This window comes from Pseudomonas sp. 22082, from assembly GCF_052046055.1.
GTDB lineage: Bacteria > Pseudomonadota > Gammaproteobacteria > Pseudomonadales > Pseudomonadaceae > Aquipseudomonas > Aquipseudomonas pharyngis.
On record NZ_JBQEQB010000013.1, the window covers coordinates 129,920 to 149,929 of the forward strand.

Annotated in this window: 18 protein-coding genes; 7 read left to right on the forward strand and 11 right to left on the reverse strand. The window is 61.7% G+C overall.

Annotated elements, in window-relative coordinates; all coding sequences use genetic code 11:
* Positions 1–9: 9 nt before the first annotated feature.
* The 7 genes from ACTJK9_RS16945 to gloB all read right to left on the reverse strand — a co-directional run bounded on the left by ACTJK9_RS16945 (position 10) and on the right by gloB (position 9,909).
* Positions 10–1,620, reverse strand: coding sequence for an ABC transporter ATP-binding protein (locus ACTJK9_RS16945; protein ID WP_064382291.1), 1,611 nt, complete (start codon positions 1,618–1,620; stop codon positions 10–12).
* Between the two features lies 1 nt (position 1,621).
* On the reverse strand, positions 1,622–2,641 hold the full coding sequence (locus ACTJK9_RS16950; protein WP_007956945.1) for an ABC transporter permease: 1,020 nt from the start codon (positions 2,639–2,641) through the stop codon (positions 1,622–1,624).
* A gap of 1 nt (position 2,642) precedes the next feature.
* Complete coding sequence (locus tag ACTJK9_RS16955) at positions 2,643–3,716, reverse strand: microcin C ABC transporter permease YejB (RefSeq protein WP_064595496.1); 1,074 nt, start codon at positions 3,714–3,716, stop codon at positions 2,643–2,645.
* A gap of 4 nt (positions 3,717–3,720) precedes the next feature.
* A complete protein-coding gene (locus ACTJK9_RS16960; RefSeq protein WP_085613069.1) occupies positions 3,721–5,562 on the reverse strand; it encodes an extracellular solute-binding protein in 1,842 nt (613 codons plus the stop codon).
* On the reverse strand, positions 5,559–7,391 hold the full coding sequence (locus tag ACTJK9_RS16965; protein ID WP_210709497.1) for an extracellular solute-binding protein: 1,833 nt from the start codon (positions 7,389–7,391) through the stop codon (positions 5,559–5,561). Before ACTJK9_RS16965 ends, ACTJK9_RS16960 begins: the two co-directional genes overlap by 4 nt.
* A 175-nt stretch (positions 7,392–7,566) precedes the next feature.
* On the reverse strand, positions 7,567–9,042 hold the full coding sequence (locus ACTJK9_RS16970; RefSeq protein WP_064595503.1) for a transglycosylase SLT domain-containing protein: 1,476 nt from the start codon (positions 9,040–9,042) through the stop codon (positions 7,567–7,569).
* 99 nt (positions 9,043–9,141) lie between these two features.
* The gene (gene gloB, locus ACTJK9_RS16975) at positions 9,142–9,909 is read right to left on the reverse strand and encodes a hydroxyacylglutathione hydrolase (protein WP_039770970.1); all 768 of its coding nucleotides are present in this window, start codon (positions 9,907–9,909) and stop codon (positions 9,142–9,144) included.
* A 65-nt stretch (positions 9,910–9,974) separates the two neighbouring features.
* Here gloB and ACTJK9_RS16980 point away from each other — a divergent pair, with 65 nt between their 5' ends.
* A complete protein-coding gene (locus tag ACTJK9_RS16980) occupies positions 9,975–10,733 on the forward strand; it encodes a methyltransferase domain-containing protein (protein WP_011333614.1) in 759 nt (252 codons plus the stop codon).
* 92 nt (positions 10,734–10,825) lie between these two features.
* On the forward strand, positions 10,826–11,287 hold the full coding sequence (gene rnhA, locus ACTJK9_RS16985; protein WP_039770807.1) for a ribonuclease HI: 462 nt from the start codon (positions 10,826–10,828) through the stop codon (positions 11,285–11,287).
* On the opposite strand, the gene ACTJK9_RS16990 is transcribed toward rnhA, so the two are convergent.
* A complete protein-coding gene (locus ACTJK9_RS16990) occupies positions 11,288–11,593 on the reverse strand; it encodes a DUF2388 domain-containing protein (protein ID WP_064595508.1) in 306 nt (101 codons plus the stop codon). It lies immediately after the preceding gene.
* A 188-nt stretch (positions 11,594–11,781) separates the two neighbouring features.
* Between ACTJK9_RS16990 and dnaQ the strand changes: the two genes are divergently transcribed.
* The 3 genes from dnaQ (at position 11,782) to ACTJK9_RS17005 (ending at position 15,580) form a co-directional block, all read left to right on the forward strand.
* Positions 11,782–12,540, forward strand: coding sequence for a DNA polymerase III subunit epsilon (dnaQ, locus tag ACTJK9_RS16995; RefSeq protein WP_039770804.1), 759 nt, complete (start codon positions 11,782–11,784; stop codon positions 12,538–12,540).
* A gap of 155 nt (positions 12,541–12,695) precedes the next feature.
* Positions 12,696–14,951, forward strand: coding sequence for an Orn/Lys/Arg decarboxylase N-terminal domain-containing protein (locus ACTJK9_RS17000; RefSeq protein WP_085613072.1), 2,256 nt, complete (start codon positions 12,696–12,698; stop codon positions 14,949–14,951).
* 14 nt (positions 14,952–14,965) lie between these two features.
* Positions 14,966–15,580: a GNAT family N-acetyltransferase gene (locus ACTJK9_RS17005; protein WP_440814990.1), complete on the forward strand. Its 615-nt coding sequence runs from the start codon at positions 14,966–14,968 to the stop codon at positions 15,578–15,580.
* Here ACTJK9_RS17005 and ACTJK9_RS17010 read toward each other — a convergent pair.
* Both ACTJK9_RS17010 and ACTJK9_RS17015 read right to left on the reverse strand, forming a co-directional pair.
* On the reverse strand, positions 15,546–16,439 hold the full coding sequence (locus tag ACTJK9_RS17010; RefSeq protein WP_085613074.1) for a LysR family transcriptional regulator: 894 nt from the start codon (positions 16,437–16,439) through the stop codon (positions 15,546–15,548). The genes ACTJK9_RS17005 and ACTJK9_RS17010 overlap by 35 nt on opposite strands.
* An 85-nt stretch (positions 16,440–16,524) precedes the next feature.
* Positions 16,525–16,761: a hypothetical protein gene (locus ACTJK9_RS17015; protein WP_007956926.1), complete on the reverse strand. Its 237-nt coding sequence runs from the start codon at positions 16,759–16,761 to the stop codon at positions 16,525–16,527.
* A 185-nt stretch (positions 16,762–16,946) separates the two neighbouring features.
* Between ACTJK9_RS17015 and ACTJK9_RS17020 the strand changes: the two genes are divergently transcribed.
* Together ACTJK9_RS17020 and ACTJK9_RS17025 are read left to right on the forward strand one after the other, a co-directional pair.
* On the forward strand, positions 16,947–17,504 hold the full coding sequence (locus ACTJK9_RS17020) for an NADPH-dependent FMN reductase (RefSeq protein WP_007956924.1): 558 nt from the start codon (positions 16,947–16,949) through the stop codon (positions 17,502–17,504).
* Positions 17,505–17,639: 135 nt separating this feature from the next.
* A complete protein-coding gene (locus ACTJK9_RS17025; protein ID WP_085613075.1) occupies positions 17,640–18,923 on the forward strand; it encodes an arsenic transporter in 1,284 nt (427 codons plus the stop codon).
* Between the two features lie 74 nt (positions 18,924–18,997).
* Here ACTJK9_RS17025 and ACTJK9_RS17030 read toward each other — a convergent pair whose 3' ends face one another.
* Positions 18,998–19,948, reverse strand: a complete 951-nt coding sequence (locus tag ACTJK9_RS17030; RefSeq protein ID WP_440814993.1) for a DUF1853 family protein — start codon at positions 19,946–19,948, stop codon at positions 18,998–19,000.
* Positions 19,949–20,010 lie beyond the last annotated feature (62 nt).

The window sequence follows — 20,010 nt, forward strand, 5'->3', positions numbered from 1 at the left end:
TCTTTCAGGTTATTGCGCAGTGGCTGGTGCCAGGAAAGCGGCCTCCAGCAACTGCTGTGTATACGGATGTTGGGGGGCGGCAAAGATACTTTGCGCGTCTCCCTGTTCGACCACTTGGCCATGCTTGACCACCATCAGCTGGTGGCTCAGCGCTTTCACAACAGCCAGGTCATGGCTGATGAACAAATACGTCAGGTTGTACTTGGCTTGCAGTGAACGCAACAGCTCCACCACTTGCCGCTGCACCGTCCGGTCGAGGGCCGAGGTCGGCTCGTCCAGCAGGATCAGCGCCGGTTTGAGCACCAGGGCCCGGGCAATGGCAATCCGCTGCCGCTGCCCACCGGAAAATTCGTGGGGGTAGCGGTGCCGGGTTTCCGGATCCAGACCTACCTCCTTCAATGCCGCAATAATTGCCGCTTCCTGCTCGGCGGCGGTGCCCATCCTGTGGATCCGCAGACCTTCGCCAACGATGTCATTCACGCACATCCGCGGGCTCAGGCTGCCGAACGGATCCTGAAACACCACCTGCATCTCCCGGCGCAGCGGCCGGACCTCGCTCTGCGTCAGGCAGTCTAGCTGCTTGCCCTCAAAACGGATCCCGCCCTGGCTGCCGATCAACCGAAGGATCGCCAGGCCAAGGGTGGATTTGCCGGAACCGCTTTCCCCCACGATCCCCAGAGTCTGACCCTGGGGCAGGCTGAAATTGATGCCGTCCACTGCCTTGACGTGATCCACCGTGCGCTTGAGCAGGCCTTTCTTGATCGGGAACCAGACTTTCAGATCCTCGACTTCAAGCAGCGGCGCCCCGATTTTATTGCTCGCCGGGCCTCCGCTGGGCTCCGCGCCAAGCAGTTCCCGAGTGTACGGATGCTGCGGCGAACGGAACAGCTCTTCGCACGATGCCTGTTCGACGATGCAACCGCGCTGCATGACACATACACGATGCGCAATTCTTCGCACGAGGTTCAAATCGTGACTGATCAGTAACAGTGCCATGCCCAATCGAGCCTGCAATTCCTTGAGCAGGTCGAGGATTTTCAGCTGAACGGTCACGTCCAGCGCGGTGGTCGGCTCGTCGGCAATCAGCAGTTCCGGCTCGTTGGCCAGGGCCATGGCGATCATCACCCGCTGGCGCTGGCCGCCGGACAATTCGTGGGGCAGGGCCTTGAGGCGCTTGTGCGGCTCGGGGATGCCGACCATCTCCAGCAGCTCCAGCGTGCGCTTGGTCGCGACCTTGCCGGTCAGGCCCTTGTGGATGCCCAGCACCTCGTTGATCTGCTTCTCGATCGAGTGCAGCGGGTTGAGCGAGGTCATCGGTTCCTGAAAGATCATCGCGATCCGGTTGCCACGAATGTGACGGATGGTCTTTTCGCCCAGCTCCAGCAGGTTTTGCCCGGAATAGTTGATGCTGCCGGCCGGATGCCGCGCCAGCGGGTAGGGCAGAAGGCGCAGGATCGAATGCGCCGTCACCGACTTGCCCGAGCCTGATTCGCCCACCAGCGCCAGGGTTTCGCCGCGCTTGATGTCGAAACTCACGCCTTCGACCACCCGTTGCACGCGATCACCGATGCCGAATTCGACGGCCAGGTCGCGGATTTCGATCAGATTGTCCTGATTCATGTCACTTCCTCGGGTCGAAGGCATCGCGAGCGGACTCGCCGATGAACACCAGCAAACTCAACATCAGCGCCAGCACCGCAAACGCGCTCATGCCCAGCCACGGCGCCTGCAGGTTGGATTTGCCCTGGGCCACCAGTTCACCCAGCGACGGACTGCCGGCCGGCAAGCCGAAACCGAGGAAGTCCAGGGCGGTGAGGGTGCCGATGGCGCCGGTCAGGATGAAGGGCATGAAGGTCATGGTCGAAACCATCGCGTTGGGCAGGATGTGGCGGAACATGATCGCGCCGTTCTGCATGCCCAGCGCCCGGGCTGCGCGCACGTATTCGAGGTTACGCCCGCGCAGGAACTCGGCGCGCACCACGTCCACCAGGCTCATCCATGAGAACAGCAGCATGATCCCCAGCAGCCACCAGAAGTTCGGCTGGACGAAACTGGCAAGAATGATCAGCAGGTACAGCACCGGCAACCCCGACCAGATCTCCAGGAAACGCTGGCCGGCCAGATCGACCCAGCCGCCATAGAAGCCCTGCAAGGCGCCGGCGATCACGCCGATGATCGAGCTGAGCACGGTCAGGGTCAGGGCGAACAGCACCGAGACCCGGAAACCGTAGATCACGCGCGCCAGCACATCGCGGCCCTGATCGTCGGTGCCCAGCAGGTTGTCCGCCGACGGCGGGGCGGGAGCCGGGACTTTCAGGTCGTAGTTGATGCTCTGGTAACTGAACGGAATCGGCGCCCACAGCACCCACGCATCCTTGGCCTTGAGCAGTTCGCGGATATACGGGCTCTTGTAGTTGGCTTCCAGCGGGAATTCGCCGCCGAAAGTGGTTTCCGGGTAGCGCTTGATCGCCGGGAAGTACCAGTTGTTGTCGTAGTGCACCACCAGCGGCTTGTCGTTGGCGATCAGCTCGGCACCGAGGCTCAGGCCGAACAGGATCAGAAACAGCCACAGCGACCACCAGCCACGCTTGTTGGCCTTGAACAGTTCGAAGCGCCGGCGGTTGAGAGGGGACAGGTTCATCTCAATGCTCCCGGCTGGCAAAGTCGATGCGCGGATCGACCAGGGTGTAGGTGAGGTCGCCGATCAGTTTCACCACCAGCCCCAGCAGGGTGAAGATGAACAGGGTGCCGAACACCACCGGGTAATCGCGGTTGATCGCCGCTTCGAAACTCATCAGGCCGAGGCCGTCGAGGGAGAAAATCACTTCCACCAGCAGGGAACCTGTGAAGAAGATGCCGATAAACGCCGACGGGAAACCGGCGATCACCAGCAGCATCGCGTTGCGAAACACATGGCCGTAGAGCACGCGGTGGCGGGTCAGGCCCTTGGCCTTGGCGGTGACCACGTACTGCTTGTTGATTTCGTCGAGGAAGCTGTTTTTGGTCAGCAGGGTCATGGTCGCGAAGTTGCCGATCACCAGCGCCGTCACCGGCAGCGCCAGGTGCCAGAAATAATCGAGGATCTTGCCGCCCAGGCTCAGCTCGTCGAAGTTGTTCGAGGTCAGGCCCCTGAGCGGAAACCAGTCCAGATAGCTGCCGCCGGCAAACACCACGATCAGCAAAATCGCAAACAGGAACGCCGGAATCGCATAGCCGACGATGATCGCCGAACTGGTCCAGACGTCGAAATGGCTGCCGTGCCGCGTGGCCTTGGCGATCCCCAGCGGGATCGACACCAGGTACATGATCAGCGTGCTCCACAGCCCGAGGGAGATCGACACCGGCATCTTTTCCTTGATCAGGTCGATGACCTTGGCGTCGCGGAAGAAACTGTCGCCGAAATCCAGCTTCGCGTAGTTCTTGACCATGATCCAAAGACGCTCCGGGGCCGACTTGTCGAACCCGTACATCTTCTCGATTTCCTTGATCAGCGCCGGGTCCAGGCCCTGCGCTCCGCGATAGGAGGAGCCGGCCACCGACACTTCGGCACCGCCGCCGGCGATGCGGCTGGTGGCGCCTTCGAAACCTTCGAGCTTGGCGATCATCTGCTCCACCGGCCCGCCGGGCGCGGCCTGGATGATCACGAAGTTGATCAGCAAAATGCCGAACAGGGTCGGGATGATCAGCAGCAGTCGCCGAAAAATGTAAGCCAGCATCTGATTACTCCGTGCCCACAGGGTCGGCTTGCAGTTGGGTTTCGACTTCTACCGCAGGTTTCGCATCGGGTTTGACCCACCAGGTGTTAATGCCGATGTCGTACTTGGGGGAGACTTTCGGGTGGCCGATGTGGTTCCAGTACGCCACGCGCCAGGTCTTGATGTGCCAGTTGGGGATCACGTAGTAGCCCCATTGCAGCACACGGTCCAGAGCGCGGGCGTGGGCCACCAGGCTTTTGCGCGAATCGGCGTTGATCAGGTTTTCCACCAGATGGTCGACCACCGGGTCCTTGAGGCCCATTGAATTGCGGCTGCTGGACTTGTCGGCGGCGGCGCTCATCCAGAACTCACGCTGTTCGTTACCCGGCGAGTTCGACTGCGGGAAGCTGCCGACGATCATGTCGAAATCCCGCGAACGCACGCGATTGACGTATTGCGAGACGTCGACGCGGCGAATCACCAGATCGATGCCCAGATCGCTGAGGTTGCGCTTGAACGGCAACAACACACGCTCGAATTCGGTTTGCGCCAGCAGGAATTCGATGGCTACCGGTTTGCCAGTGGCGTCGACCATTTTGTCGTCGACGATTTTCCAGCCGGCCTCTTGCAGCAGCTGATACGCCTCGCGCTGTTGCGTGCGGATCATGCCGCTGGCGTCGGTTTTCGGATTTTCGAAGGCTTCGCTGAACACCTGCGCCGGCAGCTGGCTGCGGAACGGATCGAGGATTGCCACCTGTTCTGCATCCGGCAGGCCGGTGGCGGCCATTTCCGAGTTTTCAAAGTAGCTGCGGGTGCGCGCATAAGCGCCGTTGAACAGTTGCTTGTTGGTCCATTCGAAGTCGAACAGCAGGCCGAGGGCCTGGCGTACCCGCACGTCCTGAAACACCGGACGGCGCAGATTGAAGACGAAGCCCTGCATGCCGGTCGGGTTGCCGTTGGCAATCTGCTCCTTGATCAGTCGCCCTTCGGTCACTGCTGGCACGTTGTAGGCGTTGGCCCAGTTTTTCGCGGCCATTTCCAGCCAATAGTCGAACTGCCCGGCCTTCAACGCTTCCAGCGCAACGGTGTTGTCGCGGTAGTAGTCGGTGGTCATCACGTCGAAGTTGTAGAAACCGCGATTGACCGGCAGGTCCTTGCCCCAGTAGTCCTTGACCCGCTCGTAACGCACCGAACGCCCGGCCTTCACTTGGGTGACCTTGTACGGGCCGCTGCCGAGAGGGATTTCCAGGTTGCCCTTGTTGAAATCACGCTCGGCCCACCAATGTTTGGGCAGCACCGGCAACTGGCCGAGGATCAGCGGCAGTTCGCGGTTGTTGGTGTGCTTGAACTTGAACAGCACCTTGAGCGGATCTTCGGCGATTACCTCCTCAACGTCGGCGTAGTAACCGCGATACATCGGCGCGCCTTCCTTGGTCAGGGTCTGGAAACTGAACACCACGTCGTCGGCGCGTACCGGGTGGCCGTCGTGAAACTTCGCTTCGGGACGCAGGTAGAAGCGCACCCAGCTGTTGTCCGGAGCCTTTTCGATCTTGCTGGCGATCAGGCCGTATTCGGTGAACGGCTCGTCCAGGCCCTGTTTGGCCAGGGTGTCGTAGATCAGGCCGATATCGTCCGCCGGCACGCCTTTGCTGATGAACGGATTGAGGCTGTCGAAGCCGCCGAAGCCGGCCTGGCGGAAGATCCCGCCCTTAGGCGCGTCGGGGTTCACGTAATCGAAGTGTTTGAAGTCGGCGGGGTATTTCGGCGGCTCGTTGTACAGGGTCACGGCGTGTTGCGGGGCGGCACAGGCCAGCCCGGCGAACAGCAGACCGCTGGCCTGCACAAGCAGGGCGCGGATAGGCTTCATCGATCTTTCTCCGAAGATTTCAGCCACCACGCGCTCAGGCCCAGGGTGTAGGGCGGCGTGGTGACGAAGGCGAACCGGTTGCGGTACGCCAGACGGTGATAATTGAGGTACCAGTTGGGAATGCTGTAGTGCTGCCAGAGCAGCACGCGGTCCAGCGCCTTGCCGGCGGCGACTTGTTCGTCGCGGGTTTGCGCGGCGAGCAAGTGTTCAAGCAGATGATCGACCACCGGATTGGCGATGCCCGCGTAATTCTTGCTGCCCTTGACGTTTACCTGGCTGGAGTGGAAGTACTGCCATTGTTCCAGGCCCGGGCTTAAGGTCTGGCCTAGCGTCATCGAGATCATGTCGAAATCAAATTGATCGAGGCGCTGTTTGTACTGCGCGCGATCGACGGTGCGCAGGCGCGCCTCGATGCCGATGCTGTTGAGGTTCTCGATGTACGGCTGATAGAGACGCTCCAGGCTGGGATTGACCAGCATTAGCTCGAAGCGCAGCGGCTGGCCGGCGGCGTTCTGCAGGCGCTGGCCGTTGAGCTTCCAGCCGGCCTCGGCCAGCAACGCCAGGGCTTTACGCAGGGTTTCCCGGGGGATGCCGCGCCCGTCGGTCTGCGGCAGCGTGAACGGTTCGGTGAACAGACGCGCCGGCAGTTGATCCTTGTACGGCTTGAGCATCAGCCATTCATGGCCGACCGGCAGGCCGACGGCGCTGAACTCGCTGTTGGGGTAGTAGCTGGTGGTGCGCTTGTAGGCGTCGCTGAACAAGGCGCGGTTGGTCCACTCGAAGTCGAACATCAGGCCGAGGGCTTCGCGGGTCTTGACGTCAGCGAAGGTCGCGCGCCGGGTGTTCATGAACAGACCCTGGCTCTGGGTCGGGATCTGGTGCGGGATCTGCGCCTTGATCACGTCGCCACGGCGCACGGCCGGGAAGTTGTAGCCATTGGCCCAGTTCTTCGCCTGATGCTCGATATAGATGTCGAACTCGCCGGCCTTGAACGCTTCGAAGGCCACATCGCTGTCGCGGTAGAACTCGACTTCCATGCGATCGAAGTTGTATTTGCCGCGATTGACTGGCAGGTCCTTGCCCCAGTAGTCCTTGACTCGCTCGAATATCAACTGCCGCCCCGGCGTGACCGAGGTGATGCGGTATGGCCCGCTGCCCAGTGGGGGCTCGAAGGTGGTGGCCTTGAAGTCGCGGCCCTTCCAGTAATGCTGGGGCAGCACCGGCAATTCGCCCAGACGCAGGATCAGCAACGGATTGCCGCTGCGCTTGAGCACAAACCGGATGCGCTGCGGGTTGAGGATGTCGACGCGCAGCACTTCCTGAAGGGCGGTGCGGTACAGCGGATGACCCTCCTTGAGCAGCAAACGGTAGGAGAACGCCACATCGTAAGCGGTGATCGGCGTGCCGTCGTGGAAGCGCGCTTGCGGGCGCAGGTTGAACACCACCCAGCTGCGATCTTCGCTGTACTCCACCGACTGGGCGATCAAACCGTAACTGGACGCCGGTTCGTCACCGGACGGCGCGTATTGCCCGGTGCCGACCATCAGCGGCTCGTTCAACTCGTTGATGCCGTATTGCAGGAAATTCGCCGTGGTGACCGGGCTGGTGCCCTTGAACGTGTAGGGGTTGAGCGTATCGAAGGTGCCAAACGCCATCACCCGCAACGTACCGCCCTTGGGCGCTTGCGGGTTGACCCAGTCGAAGTGGGTAAATCTGGCCGGGTACTTGAGCGTGCCGAACTGCGCATAACCGTGGCTTTCGGTGATCGTCGCGCTGACGGGGGAGCTCAAGGCCAGGCTGATCAGGAGCAGGAGGAGGGGACGCTTCAAGTCAGATCCGATCCAGGCGGCTTGGGCTTTGTGGGCCGTACAGTAACAGCTTGTATGGACAGGAAAAAGACAGGGGCTTAATGCGCGGTTAATTGTGGGAGCTGTCTGCGCCGATCTACGGAAATATCAGAAAATGACAGGCGAAAAAAAGCCCCTGAAATTCAGGGGCTCTTGGTCAGTGCGGCTGGTAGACCGTGAGCATCTGCCCAGGCTTGAGCGCCTTGCCGGCGCCCGGGTTCCAGCGCTTGAGGTGCTGCATCTCGACGTTGAAACGCTTGGCGACCACGTACAGCGTGTCGCCGCGTTTAACCTTGTACTGGGTCTGTTTACCGTCGTCCTTTTCTCTGGTCTTGCTGCTGGTCTTGCTGTTGGCTGCGATGACCGTGTTGATGCGCCCGCCACTGCTGCGCGCCGGCGTGCGCTTGCTGGTGTCCTGCATGACCAGGGTCTGGCCGACCTTGAGGTTCTTGCCGGTGAGCTTGTTCCAGCGTTGCAGGTCCTTGACCTCGACCTTGTTGGCCTTGGCGATGGAACCGAGGTTGTCGCCACGCTTGACCCGATAAGCACGCTTGGCCTGGGCGATCTCGCTCGGATCGGCGCCTTCGAACACCGGTTTCAGCGAACGCGGGCTGATCAGTTCGTCAGGGCGCATGGTCTGGAGGCTGGCGGTCAGCAGCTGCGCCTTCGAGGTCGGCACCAGCAGGTGCTGCGGGCCGTCGATGGTGGTGCGCTGCTTGAAGGCGGGGTTGAGCTGGAACAGCTCGTCTTCGTCGATGTTGGCCACCGCCGCGACCTTGGACAGGTCCATGCGCTGGTTGATTTCGACGACCTGGAAATACGGTTCGTTGGCGATCGGGTTGAGGTTCACGCCATAGGCTTCAGGCGTCAGGACCACTTGCGAGAGCGCCAGCAGTTTCGGCACGTAGGCTTGGGTTTCCGCTGGCAGCGGCAGGTTCCAGTAGTCGGTCGGCAGGCCGAGCTTTTCGTTGCGCTCGATGGCGCGGCTGACCGTGCCTTCGCCGGCGTTGTACGCGGCCAGTGCCAGCAACCAGTCACCGTTGAACATGTCGTGCAGGCGGGTCAGGTAGTCCATCGCTGCCGTGGTCGAGGCAGTAATGTCGCGACGGCCATCGTAGAAACGGGTCTGACGCAGGTTGAAGTAGCGCCCGGTGGACGGGATGAACTGCCAGAGGCCCACCGCGTCGGCCCGGGAATAGGCCATCGGGTTGTAGGCGCTTTCGATGACCGGCAGCAGCGCCAGTTCCAGCGGCATGTTGCGTTCTTCGAGGCGCTCGACGATGTAATGAATGTAGAGGCTGCCGCGTTCGCCGGCGTTCTCGAGGAAGGAAGGGTTACTGGCGAACCACAGGCGCTGTTGCTCGATGCGCGGGTTCACGCCCAGACCTTCCTGCAGCTGGAAGCCGCCGCGCATGCGTTCCCAGATGTCCTGAGGCACCTGCGGGCTGGGCTTTTCCGACAACCAGATGGGCTTCTGCTTGGCTCGCGCAGCAATGTTCGGCGTATGTGTCGCTTCAGTCTGCGGAGCATGGCTGGAACAGCCCGCCAGTGTGGCGGACACAGCCACCGCGATGGCCTGCGCCAGGCGGGTCAATGCATCTGAATTGACGGACTTACGTATGGATGACGACATTGGCTGGAAGTAAGTTCCGGGCAAAAATGTCGGGCGATTCTAGAAAGCGCACCCCCTGCGGTCAACCATTCAGAATTTTTGTACCAGGCAGGGAGCCACTTAGAACGTATCTTTCCATGCCCGCAGAGCCGCAAAAACCTCACTCGGCGCCCGGTTTTGAGGGCCGTTCCGTTCGTCCACTTTTTGTGTAACCAATATTTCACCGGTGCGCAAAAACGGGTTTGTGAGCTTTTCCAGCGCAAGGGTCGAGGGCAGCGTCATCACGCCATTCGCACGTTGCTGGCTGACTTTCTCCAGACGGGCGGCGATGTCCCGGTTGCCCGGCTCCACGGCGGCGGCGAATTTCAGGTTGCTCAGGGTGTACTCGTGGGTGCAGTAGACCAGGGTGTCTTCCGGCAGCGCCGCCAGACGGCTCAACGACTGGTGCATCTGTTGCGGCGTGCCTTCGAACAACCGGCCGCAGCCGGCAGCGAACAGGGTGTCGCCACAGAACAGCAGGCCATGATGGTAGTAGGCGATGTGTCCCAGGGTGTGGCCGGGCACGGCATGGACGTCGAAGTCCCAGCCGAGCACGCGCACCGTGTCGTTGTCCTTGAGGGCCACGTCGCGCCCCGGAATGCTTTCGCTGGCCGGTCCGTAGACCGTGGCACCGGTGGCCTTTTTCAGCGTCTCGACGCCGCCGACATGGTCGTGGTGATGGTGAGTGATGAGGATGTCGCCGAGCACCCAGCCCGGATGCGCGTCGAGCCACGCCTGCACGGGGGCGGCATCCCCCGGATCGACCACCGCGCAACGTTGGGTGGCATGATCCTGTAACAACCAGATGTAGTTGTCGGTGAAGGCGGGCAGGGCACTGATCTGTATCATCGTCGAATTCGCCAAGCGGGTAACATTGGCGCATCTTAGAGGTTCCTGGCGTGTTGGAGAATGCAATGATCGATAAAGCGTTCGCTCAGGCCGATCCTGACTGGCTCGCGCTGATCGGTGCAGCCCGTGAATGGCTGTCCGGCCCCCTCGGGCAATTTCTGCTGGACGAAGAACGGCGCATGCTCGAAGACGAGCTGGGCCGGTTCTTCGGTGGCTATCTGGTGCATTACGGCCCGTCCGCCGAAACGCCGCCGTCGGCGCCGCAGGTGCAGCGCAACGTGCGGCTGGGCGCGCCCTTGCCGGGCGTGGAGATCGTCTGCGAAGAACAGGCCTGGCCGTTGAGCGAGCACGCCGCCGATGTGGTGGTGTTGCAGCACGGCCTGGATTTCTGTCTGTCGCCCCACGGTCTTCTGCGCGAAGCGGCCAGCAGCGTGCGCCCCGGCGGGCATCTGTTGATTGTCGGCATCAACCCCTGGAGCACCTGGGGGCTGCGCCACGTGTTCGCCCATGACGCCTTGCATCAGGCGCGCTGTATCTCGCCGTCGCGGGTGGCGGACTGGCTTAACCTGCTGGGCTTCGCGCTGGAGAAACGCCGCTTCGGGTGCTATCGTCCGCCGCTCGCGTCACCCAAGTGGCAGGCCCGTCTGGCCGGCTGGGAACGCAAGGCCGGCGATTGGCAACTGTCGGGCGGCGGCTTCTATTTACTGGTCGCGCGCAAGATCGTGGTCGGCCTGCGTCCGGTGCGTCAGGAACGCCGCGAGCCGATGGGCAAGCTGATTCCGCTGCCGATGGCCAAGGTCAACCGCCGGCGCATCGAACCGTAAACCTTCTTTTATTTATGGCCGGGTATATCCCGGCCTTGGCCATCGTCGATCCGTGATCGGCGAGGCCACGCATTTTTTCTGGATAGACTGGCATGAGCGAAAGCGTCGATAGCGTAGAACTGTTCACTGACGGCGCCTGTAAAGGCAACCCCGGCCCCGGCGGCTGGGGCGCCTTGCTGGTGTGCAAGGGTGTTGAAAAGGAACTGTGGGGCGGCGAAGCCAACACCACCAACAACCGCATGGAGTTGCTCGGCGCGATTCGCGGCCTCGAAGCCCTCAAGCGTCCGTGCGAAGTGCTGCTGGTCACCGACTCGCAATATGTGATGAAAGGCATCAACGAGTGGATGGCCAACTGGAAGAAACGCGGCTGGAAAACCGCTGCCAAGGAGCCAGTCAAAAACGCTGACCTGTGGAAGGAGCTGGATGAGCAGGTCAACCGCCACAAGGTCACCTGGAAATGGGTCCGCGGCCACATCGGCCACCACGGCAACGAACGGGCTGACCAGTTGGCCAACCGTGGGGTGGATGAGGTTCGCGGTTACAAGCAGGATTGATCAAAGCATCAAAATGGCCGTGGCCAGTTGCAGGTCGGTATAGGGCTGACCTGGCAGCAGGCTGCGAATTCGCGTCAGCGCCGCTTCCATCTGTGCGCCGCGAATGTCCCCGTCGCTGGCAACGAACGCCGCGGCGTCATCCTTGGCCGCCAACACGATCTTGTCGTCCTTGAACGAACCGCTGGTGCCTTTGCTGGAGCTGAGCGTAAGGCTCATGGTGATGTCGGTGCTGATGACGAAACTGGTGGCGTGCGCTTCGGCCGCCAGCAGGCAGCCGCCGAGCATTAAAACGTATGCAGTCTTCATGACGCTCTCAATCCGCAGGAAACAAGCCGCGCACGCTAACAAGCCGGTTTGCCGCCGACTTTATGAACATTGCTAATGATTGTTAAAAACTGCATGAGCGCCGGTCACCTGACGGCGCGCGACGCGTACCGCGAGCGTGTTAACATCGCCGCTTTTGCACGATTGACCCCGTTGAGAGCTGAACACTGATGGCCACCAGATCCGTTGTACTCGATACCGAAACCACTGGCATGCCGGTGACCGACGGCCACCGGATTATCGAAATCGGTTGTGTCGAGCTGATCGGTCGACGTCTGACGGGCCGGCACTTTCACGTTTACCTGCAACCGGATCGCGAGAGTGATGAAGGCGCGATCGCCGTTCACGGCATCACCAACGAATTCCTGGTCGGCAAGCCGCGCTTCGCCGAAGTGGCCGACGAATTTTTCGAATTCATCAACGGCGCGCAGCTGATCATCCATAACGCGGCGTTCGACGTTGGCTTCATCAACAATGAATTCGCCCTGATGGGCCAGCAGGATCGCGCGGACATCACGCAGCACTGCACGATCCTCGACACCCTGATGATGGCCCGGGAACGTCACCCGGGTCAGCGCAACAGCCTCGATGCCTTGTGCAAACGCTACGGCGTCGACAACTCCGGCCGTGAGCTGCACGGCGCATTGCTCGACTCGGAGATTCTCGCCGACGTCTACCTGACCATGACCGGTGGCCAGACCAGCCTGTCGCTGGCCGGCAACGCCTCCGACGGCAATGGCACGGGCGAGGGCGCGGACAACTCGGCCACCGAAATCCGCCGTCTGCCGGCAGATCGCAAACCGGGGCGGATCATTCGCGCTACCGAAGCCGAGCTGGCCGAACACCAGGTGCGCCTGGAAATCATCGCCAAATCGGCCGGTGCCCCGGCGTTGTGGACTCAACTGCTGGAAGCCGAAGCTCAGGCGTAAGGCAAAAAAGGATCGCCCGAACATCCAGGCCGTGTTCAGGCGATCCTTTGTTTTTGGCAGTACTGACAACTGGCCACCCTCGCCACATCCGCTCCGACCCTCTACCCTGAGGACATTGGCAGATCACTCTCCGCCGCCTCAGGACACTGAGCCTCATGTACAAAGATTTGAAGTTCCCGGTGTTGATCGTCCACCGCGATATCAAGGCCGACACGGTTGCCGGTGAACGCATTCGCGGCATCGCCCGAGAGCTGGAGCTGGAAGGTTTCAGTATCGTTTCGGCCACGGACTACACCGAGGGCCGGCTGGTGGCGTCGACCCACCATGGTCTGGCGTGCATGCTGATCGCCGCCGAAGACGCCAGCACCAACTCCCACCTGTTGCAGAACATGGCCGAACTGATCGGTCTGGCCCGGGTGCGGGCGCCGGATCTGCCGATTTTTGCCCTCGGCGAGCAAGTCACCCTGGAAAACGCCCCGGCCGATGCCATGGCCGAGCTCAATCAGTTGCGCGGCATTCTCTACCTGTTCGAAGACACGGTGCCGTTTCTCGCCCGGCAAGTGGCGCGGGCGGCACGCAAGTACCTGGACGGCCTGCTGCCGCCATTCTTCAAGGCGCTGGTGCAGCACACCGCCGATTCCAATTATTCCTGGCATACCCCGGGCCATGGCGGCGGGGTGGCTTATCACAAGAGTCCGGTGGGGCAGGCGTTTCACCAGTTCTTCGGGGAAAACACCCTGCGCTCGGATCTGTCGGTCTCGGTGCCGGAGCTGGGCTCGTTACTCGACCACACCGGGCCGCTGGCCGAGGCGGAAGCGCGAGCCGCGCGCAATTTCGGCGCCGATCACACCTTTTTCGTGATCAACGGCACCTCGACCGCCAATAAGATCGTCTGGCACTCGATGGTCGGGCGCGATGATCTGGTGCTGGTGGATCGCAACTGCCACAAGTCGGTGTTGCATGCGATCATCATGACTGGCGCGATTCCGCTGTACCTGTGCCCGGAGCGCAACGAGCTGGGCATCATCGGCCCGATTCCGCTCAGTGAATTCAGTCGCGAATCAATCCAGGCCAAGATCGATGCCAGCCCGTTGACCAAGGGCCGCGAACCGAAAGTCAAACTGGCGGTGATCACCAACTCCACCTACGACGGCCTCTGCTACAACGCCGAGCTGATCAAGCAGAGCCTGGGCAACAGTGTCGAAGTCCTGCATTTCGACGAGGCCTGGTACGCCTACGCCGCGTTTCACGAATTTTTCGCCGGTCGTTACGGCATGGCCACCTCGCGCAGCGAGGACAGTCCGCTGGTGTTCACCACCCATTCCACCCATAAACTGCTGGCGGCGTTCAGTCAGGCTTCGATGATTCATGTGCAGGACGGCGGGGCGCGGAAGCTGGATCGCGACCGGTTCAACGAAGCATTCATGATGCACATCTCGACGTCGCCGCAGTACAGCATCATTGCTTCGCTGGACGTGGCGTCGGCGATGATGGAAGGTCCGGCGGGGCGTTCGCTGCTGCAGGAAACCTTTGACGAAGCCCTGAGCTTTCGCCGGGCGCTGGCCAATCTGCGCCAGCACATCGCCGCCGACGACTGGTGGTTCTCGATCTGGCAGCCACCGGGTGTCGAGGGCATCGACCGGGTGCAGACCGAGGACTGGCTGCTGCAACCCGATGCGGATTGGCACGGGTTCGGCGAGGTCAGCGACGACTACGTGCTGCTCGACCCGATCAAGGTCACCCTGGTCATGCCGGGCCTGACCGCTGGCGGCGCTTTGAGCGACAAGGGCATTCCGGCGGCAGTGGTCAGCCGTTTCCTTTGGGAGCGCGGACTGGTGGTGGAGAAAACCGGCCTGTACTCATTTCTGGTGCTGTTCTCCATGGGTATCACCAAGGGCAAGTGGAGCACGCTGCTGACCGAACTGCTGGAGTTCAAGCGCAGCTACGACGCCAACGTCAGTCTCGACACCTGCCTGAAGTGTGTCGCCCAGGAAGATCCTGTGCGTTATCGCGGCATGGGCCTGCGCGATCTGTGCGATCAACTCCACGCCTGCTATCGCAGTAACGCCACCGCCAAACACCTCAAGCGCATGTACACCGTGCTGCCGGAAATCGCCATGAAACCGGCCCACGCTTACGATCAATTGGTGCGTGGTGAAGTCGAGGCGGTGCCGATCGATGAACTGGAAGGCCGGGTGGCGGCGGTGATGCTGGTGCCGTACCCGCCGGGCATTCCGCTGATCATGCCTGGCGAACGTTTTACCGAATCCACGCGCTCGATCATCGAATACCTCAGGTTTGCCCGCACCTTCGACGCAACTTTTCCGGGGTTTGTGGTCGATGTGCACGGGCTGCAACACGAAGATGAGGGCAATGGACGGCAATACACCGTCGATTGCGTCAAGGAATGAGGGCTTTTCCGAGTATGCAACCGGTCATGAATCCGAAATACCCAGGGTTGTCGGTGCGGGTCGCCGACGAGGGGTTTGCCGAATATATCTGGGGCAGCGATTTCAGCTTCGAGGTGGCCGCCTACGGCACGGCCGAAATCGGCAAATCCGTGGCGCAATGGGCCGTGACGCCCATCGTGCCGTATCGCAAGTGCTACGGCATCGATCCGGAGGAGTTCAGCAGTTTTCGCGATGCTGCCGACAGCGCGATTTTCATGGCGTACCTGGAGGATGAGCCGGTCGGGCACCTGGTGATCAGTACCAACTGGAACGGCTTCGCTCATATCGATGAACTGGCGGTGCACGCCCCGGCGCGGCGCCATGGGGTGGCCAAGGCCCTGCTCGACGTGGCGCAGTTCTGGAGCCGCAAGAAAAAGCTGCCGGGAATCATGCTGGAAACCCAGAACAACAACCTTGGCGCCTGCCGCCTATATGAGCGTTGCGGGTATGTGATCGGCGGCATCGACCACTTGCGTTATCGCGGCATCGATCCGAACACCGCCGAAGTGGCGTTGTTCTGGTATCGATTGTTCGATAACCCGCTGGAGCATCCGATCAGTTCGCCAGCATCGCCTCGGCTTGTTCCGTGACGATCCCGAGCAGCGTCTGAATCGCCGCTGACGGCGTGGCGTGTTTGAAGGTCAGGGCATAGAGGCTGATCGGCACCGCCGGCGACAACGGGCAGACATCGAGACCGCCCGCCCGCGCACCAATGGCGGTGAACGGGTCGACGATCGCCAGGCCTTCGCCGGCCTCGACCATGCTGCGCATCATCTGGTGGGTCTGCACCCGGGTCTGGATGGTCGGCGCCGGGCGCAGGGCCTGGAGCTTGTTTTCCAGGGCCGGGCTCAGCGGGTCCTGGCCCTCGAGGCCGACCATCGCCTGACCGGCCAGATCCTGCAGGGAAATGTATTTCTGCTTCGGTTGCAGCCAGCCGTGGGGCGCAAGCAATTGCAACTTGCCCTGGGCCAGCGGCTGGCAATGGATATCGGGGTGTTGTGGATCGTGCAGGCTCAGGCCCAGATCGCTGTCGCGCAGCAGCAGATGTCGGACGATGTCGCGGGTCGGTTCGCTGAGCAGGGTGCAGGGCACGTCGGGCAGGCGCCGACGCAGGGCGGCGAGGCTTTGCGGCAGCAGTTGCTGGGCCAGCGGCGGGGTGCCGATGATCCGCAAGGGTGGGGCGAGATATTGCTTGAGGCTGCTGGCCAGCCGTTGCACCGGTTCCAGCGCTTCATAGATGTGGCCGATCTCGACTTGCAGCGCCCGGGCCTCCGGGGTCGGCTGAAGTCGTCCGCGTACGCTGGCGAACAGCATGAAACCGAGCTGACTCTCGGCTTCGCGCAAACGCTCCTCGACCTCGGGTGCCGCTAGTTGCAGCCATTCGGCGGCGGTGCCCACGTGACCGGTCTGCAAAAGCGCCTGAATCACTTCGATATGACGTAAACGCATGCGTGAAGTCCATGTCCGGCCGTTGGGGTCAGTGGCTGAATCCTACCCCAACTCGGCGCGGATGACTTCTGCTCATAACGATCGGTTATGAAGCGACCGATGGCTCGGGTTCGCGGATCAGGGTGATGCCCGATTGAACCAGCAAAAACTCGTTGTCGTCGATTTTGTTGACGCGGTCGCCAATCGCCAGCTTGTAGGTGGTAACGGGCTCCGTGCCGGTGAAGCCGTCTGCCGACGGGTTGGATTCCTGGAACTCATGCACGGAATAAACGCGGCCTTCCGCATCTCTTGCATGGAACTGACCGACGAGTACTGCTGCCATCTGCTTAGAACCTCTGGAGATAAAACGCTTGATTTGCGGCTTGGTAGACCGTCATCGAGCTTGGTAAGTTTTCCTACAGGAAAAAAATATTCCAGACGCGGGAAATAACCTTCGGCGTCTGGTGGAATCGTCATCGGATCATCTATAACTACTGGCTCCTCCCACGGACAGTCGAGAGTCTTCCAATGAGCAATGTCTATAACGTCGCAGTAGTGGTCGGCAGCCTGCGCAAGGCGTCCATCAACCGCAAGGTCGCCCTGGCGCTGGCGGAACTGGCACCGGCCAATCTCAAGCTGAACATTGTCGAAATTGGCGATCTGCCACTCTACAACGAAGACATCGACGGCGATTCACCGCCGGCAGCCTACAGCACTTTCCGGCAAAAAGTGGGTTCATCCGACGCTCTGCTGTTTGTCACCCCGGAGTACAACCGCTCGGTGCCGGCGCCTTTGAAGAACGCGATCGACGTCGGTTCGCGGCCCTATGGCAAGAGTGTCTGGAGCGGCAAGCCGGGGGCGGTGATCAGCGTTTCGCCAGGTGCCATCGGCGGTTTTGGCGCCAACCAGCATCTGCGTCAGTCCTTTGTTTTCCTCAACGTGCCTTGCATGCAGCAGCCGGAAGCCTACCTGGGCGGCGCGGGCACGGCGTTCGATGAAGCGGGCAAGCTTAACGAGTCGGTGAAGCCGTTTCTGCAAAGCTTCATCAATGCGTTTGGTGAGTGGGTGGCGCAGCACAAGAAGTGATTCGCTGAATTTTCTGACAAGATATTGCCCCTGTGGGAGCGAGCCTGCTCGCGATCTCGGTGTATCAGCTGNGGCTCGCTCCCACAGGTTTTGTGGTGTGGCTCAATTTTTCCCTTTTATTGAAGGCTGTCGCGAATGCTCGCTGCGTCACTGATTTTCCTGCTGACCATTACCCTGGTGATCTGGCAACCCAAAGGCCTCGGGGTCGGCTGGAGTGCAACATTCGGCGCCATCGTTGCGCTGATTTTCGGCGTGGTGCATCTGAGCGACATCCCGCTGGTATGGCAAATCATCTGGAACGCCACCGGCACGTTCGTGGCGCTGATCATCATCAGTCTGCTGCTCGATGAAGCCGGTTTTTTCGCTTGGGCGGCCTTGCACGTGGCGCGCTGGGGGCGGGGCAGCGGGCGCAAGCTGTTTGCCTTTATGGTGCTGCTCGGCGCGCTGGTGTCGGCGCTGTTCGCCAATGACGGTGCGGCGCTGATCCTCACGCCTATCGTGATTTCCATGCTGCTGGCCCTGCGTTTTTCCCCGGCGACGACTTTGGCGTTCGTCATGGGCGCGGGGTTCATTGCCGACACCGCGAGCCTGCCGCTGGTGGTGTCGAACCTGGTGAATATCGTCTCGGCCGATTTCTTTCACATCGGATTCAACCGGTATGCGGCGGTGATGGTGCCGGTCAACTTTGTCAGCGTCGCTGCCACGCTGGGCATGTTGCTGTGGTTCTTCCGCCGCGACATTCCCAAGGCCTACGACCCGGAACAGCTTGAACACCCGCAAACCGCCATCCACGACAAAGCCACGTTCTACGCCGGTTGGGCGGTGCTGGTGATTCTGCTGATCGGCTGTTTCGCGCTGGAGCCGCTGGGCATTCCGATCAGTGCGATCTCGGCGGTGTGCGCGGCGCTGTTGCTGGCGATTGCCGCGCGCGGGCACAAGATCTCCACGCGCAAGGTGATGAAAGAGGCGCCGTGGCAGATCGTGATTTTCTCGCTGGGCATGTATTTGGTGGTCTACGGGCTGCGCAATGCCGGGCTCACCGATTATCTGGCCGGGTGGCTCAATGTATTCGGCGATTACGGTGTATGGGGAGCGGCGATGGGCACCGGGGTGCTGACGGCCTTGTTGTCCTCGATCATGAACAACCTGCCGACGGTGCTGGTCGGTCTGCTGTCGATCGATGCCAGCCAGGCCAGCGGTGTGGTGAAGGAGGCGATGATCTACGCCAACGTGATCGGCAGCGACCTGGGGCCGAAAATCACCCCGATCGGCAGTCTGGCGACCTTGCTCTGGCTGCATGTGCTGGAGCGCAAGAACATCAAGATCGGCTGGGGGTATTACTTCAAGGTCGGGATCGTGCTGACGGTGCCGGTTCTGTTGGTGACCTTGGCGGCACTCGCCGTGAGACTTTCCATTTAGACCGAGTCGGCTCAATCGCTGCGGTGCGACGACTCGACTTGCCAGCGAAGGGGCCGGATCAGACGGCACAGAAATCAGGATTGGCCCGGCACATTCGGCCACAGGTCCGACACCAGAAACAGCCGCTCGGCTTCTTCCCACTCGCCCCGGGCATTTTCGGTCAGGCGCACCATCAGTTGCGCCGGGGCCAGCGGTTCGAGTTCATCGAGCCAGGCCTGCAAGTGCCCGTTGCTCCAGGTCTGCTCCGCCGGGTAGTGCGCCGGCGCCAGCCAGGCGTGGCGGGGCAGGGGTTGCCAGCGTCCGGCCGGGCGCTGGGCGACAAACGCCGGCCAGTCTTTCTGATGCAGCCAACTGCCACGCAAATGCTGAGGATGGGCGCCGCTGGGTGGCACCGACTGGCCGGGCCACGGATACAGCAAGTATCCGCCCAGCCACAGTTGCGCACTGAACGACCCGACATCCAGCGCCGCCAGCACTTCGCGGCTTTCCGGGCGCGCGGAGATCGGCAGCTGATGTTCGCTCAAATGCGCCAGTTTGCGATCCAGTCGATCATGACAGCCCGGCCCCAGCCACGACGCCGGATCATGCCCGTCGCCGTTCTGTGGGCCGAGGTAGAGCTTGATCGCCAGTTCCAGGTGATGCACGCCGTCGCGGTCGCGCAGCAGCATGTCCAGCTCGCCGAGGGTGTGACCGTCGCGGCGGATCGGCAGGTTGGCGGCGATCAGTTCGATGCCTGGCGCCTGCTCCACCGCAAATTGCCACAACCGCTCGTAATACAGGCCCAGGCGCCGGGTACGGGCCTGGGACAGCCAGTGCAGCAGGCCGTAACTGTCGCGATCAAGCTGGCGCAACCAGTGTTCCAGCCGCTCGGGGTCGCTGACCCAGTCGCTGCCCGCCAGCGGATGGCGCTGCGGCCACGGGGTGGCGGCGAGCATCGGCGGGGCGAGGATCACCCACGCCAGATCACGCACCTCGGGGTGGCGTAACTGGTGGGGCAACTGCAGCAAATCGGGAAATAGGATCATCTTGCGAGCATAGCCTCAAACACCGGTGCAGCCTCGGGGCTGAAAGGATTTTGTCTATCCGG

Bases quoted from the DNA above. Each gene is read 5' to 3' on its own strand.
- ACTJK9_RS16945 (WP_064382291.1), bottom strand. From the start codon at position 1,620: ATGAATCAGGACAATCTGATCGAAATCCGCGACCTGGCCGTCGAATTC.
- ACTJK9_RS16950 (WP_007956945.1), bottom strand. From the start codon at position 2,641: ATGAACCTGTCCCCTCTCAACCGCCGGCGCTTCGAACTGTTCAAGGCC.
- ACTJK9_RS16955 (WP_064595496.1), bottom strand. From the start codon at position 3,716: ATGCTGGCTTACATTTTTCGGCGACTGCTGCTGATCATCCCGACCCTG.
- ACTJK9_RS16960 (WP_085613069.1), bottom strand. From the start codon at position 5,562: ATGAAGCCTATCCGCGCCCTGCTTGTGCAGGCCAGCGGTCTGCTGTTC.
- ACTJK9_RS16970 (WP_064595503.1), bottom strand. From the start codon at position 9,042: ATGTCGTCATCCATACGTAAGTCCGTCAATTCAGATGCATTGACCCGC.
- gloB (WP_039770970.1), bottom strand. From the start codon at position 9,909: ATGATACAGATCAGTGCCCTGCCCGCCTTCACCGACAACTACATCTGG.
- ACTJK9_RS16980 (WP_011333614.1), top strand. From the start codon at position 9,975: ATGATCGATAAAGCGTTCGCTCAGGCCGATCCTGACTGGCTCGCGCTG.
- rnhA (WP_039770807.1), top strand. From the start codon at position 10,826: ATGAGCGAAAGCGTCGATAGCGTAGAACTGTTCACTGACGGCGCCTGT.
- ACTJK9_RS16990 (WP_064595508.1), bottom strand. From the start codon at position 11,593: ATGAAGACTGCATACGTTTTAATGCTCGGCGGCTGCCTGCTGGCGGCC.
- dnaQ (WP_039770804.1), top strand. From the start codon at position 11,782: ATGGCCACCAGATCCGTTGTACTCGATACCGAAACCACTGGCATGCCG.
- ACTJK9_RS17000 (WP_085613072.1), top strand. From the start codon at position 12,696: ATGTACAAAGATTTGAAGTTCCCGGTGTTGATCGTCCACCGCGATATC.
- ACTJK9_RS17005 (WP_440814990.1), top strand. From the start codon at position 14,966: ATGCAACCGGTCATGAATCCGAAATACCCAGGGTTGTCGGTGCGGGTC.
- ACTJK9_RS17010 (WP_085613074.1), bottom strand. From the start codon at position 16,439: ATGCGTTTACGTCATATCGAAGTGATTCAGGCGCTTTTGCAGACCGGT.
- ACTJK9_RS17015 (WP_007956926.1), bottom strand. From the start codon at position 16,761: ATGGCAGCAGTACTCGTCGGTCAGTTCCATGCAAGAGATGCGGAAGGC.
- ACTJK9_RS17020 (WP_007956924.1), top strand. From the start codon at position 16,947: ATGAGCAATGTCTATAACGTCGCAGTAGTGGTCGGCAGCCTGCGCAAG.
- ACTJK9_RS17025 (WP_085613075.1), top strand. From the start codon at position 17,640: ATGCTCGCTGCGTCACTGATTTTCCTGCTGACCATTACCCTGGTGATC.
- ACTJK9_RS17030 (WP_440814993.1), bottom strand. From the start codon at position 19,948: ATGATCCTATTTCCCGATTTGCTGCAGTTGCCCCACCAGTTACGCCAC.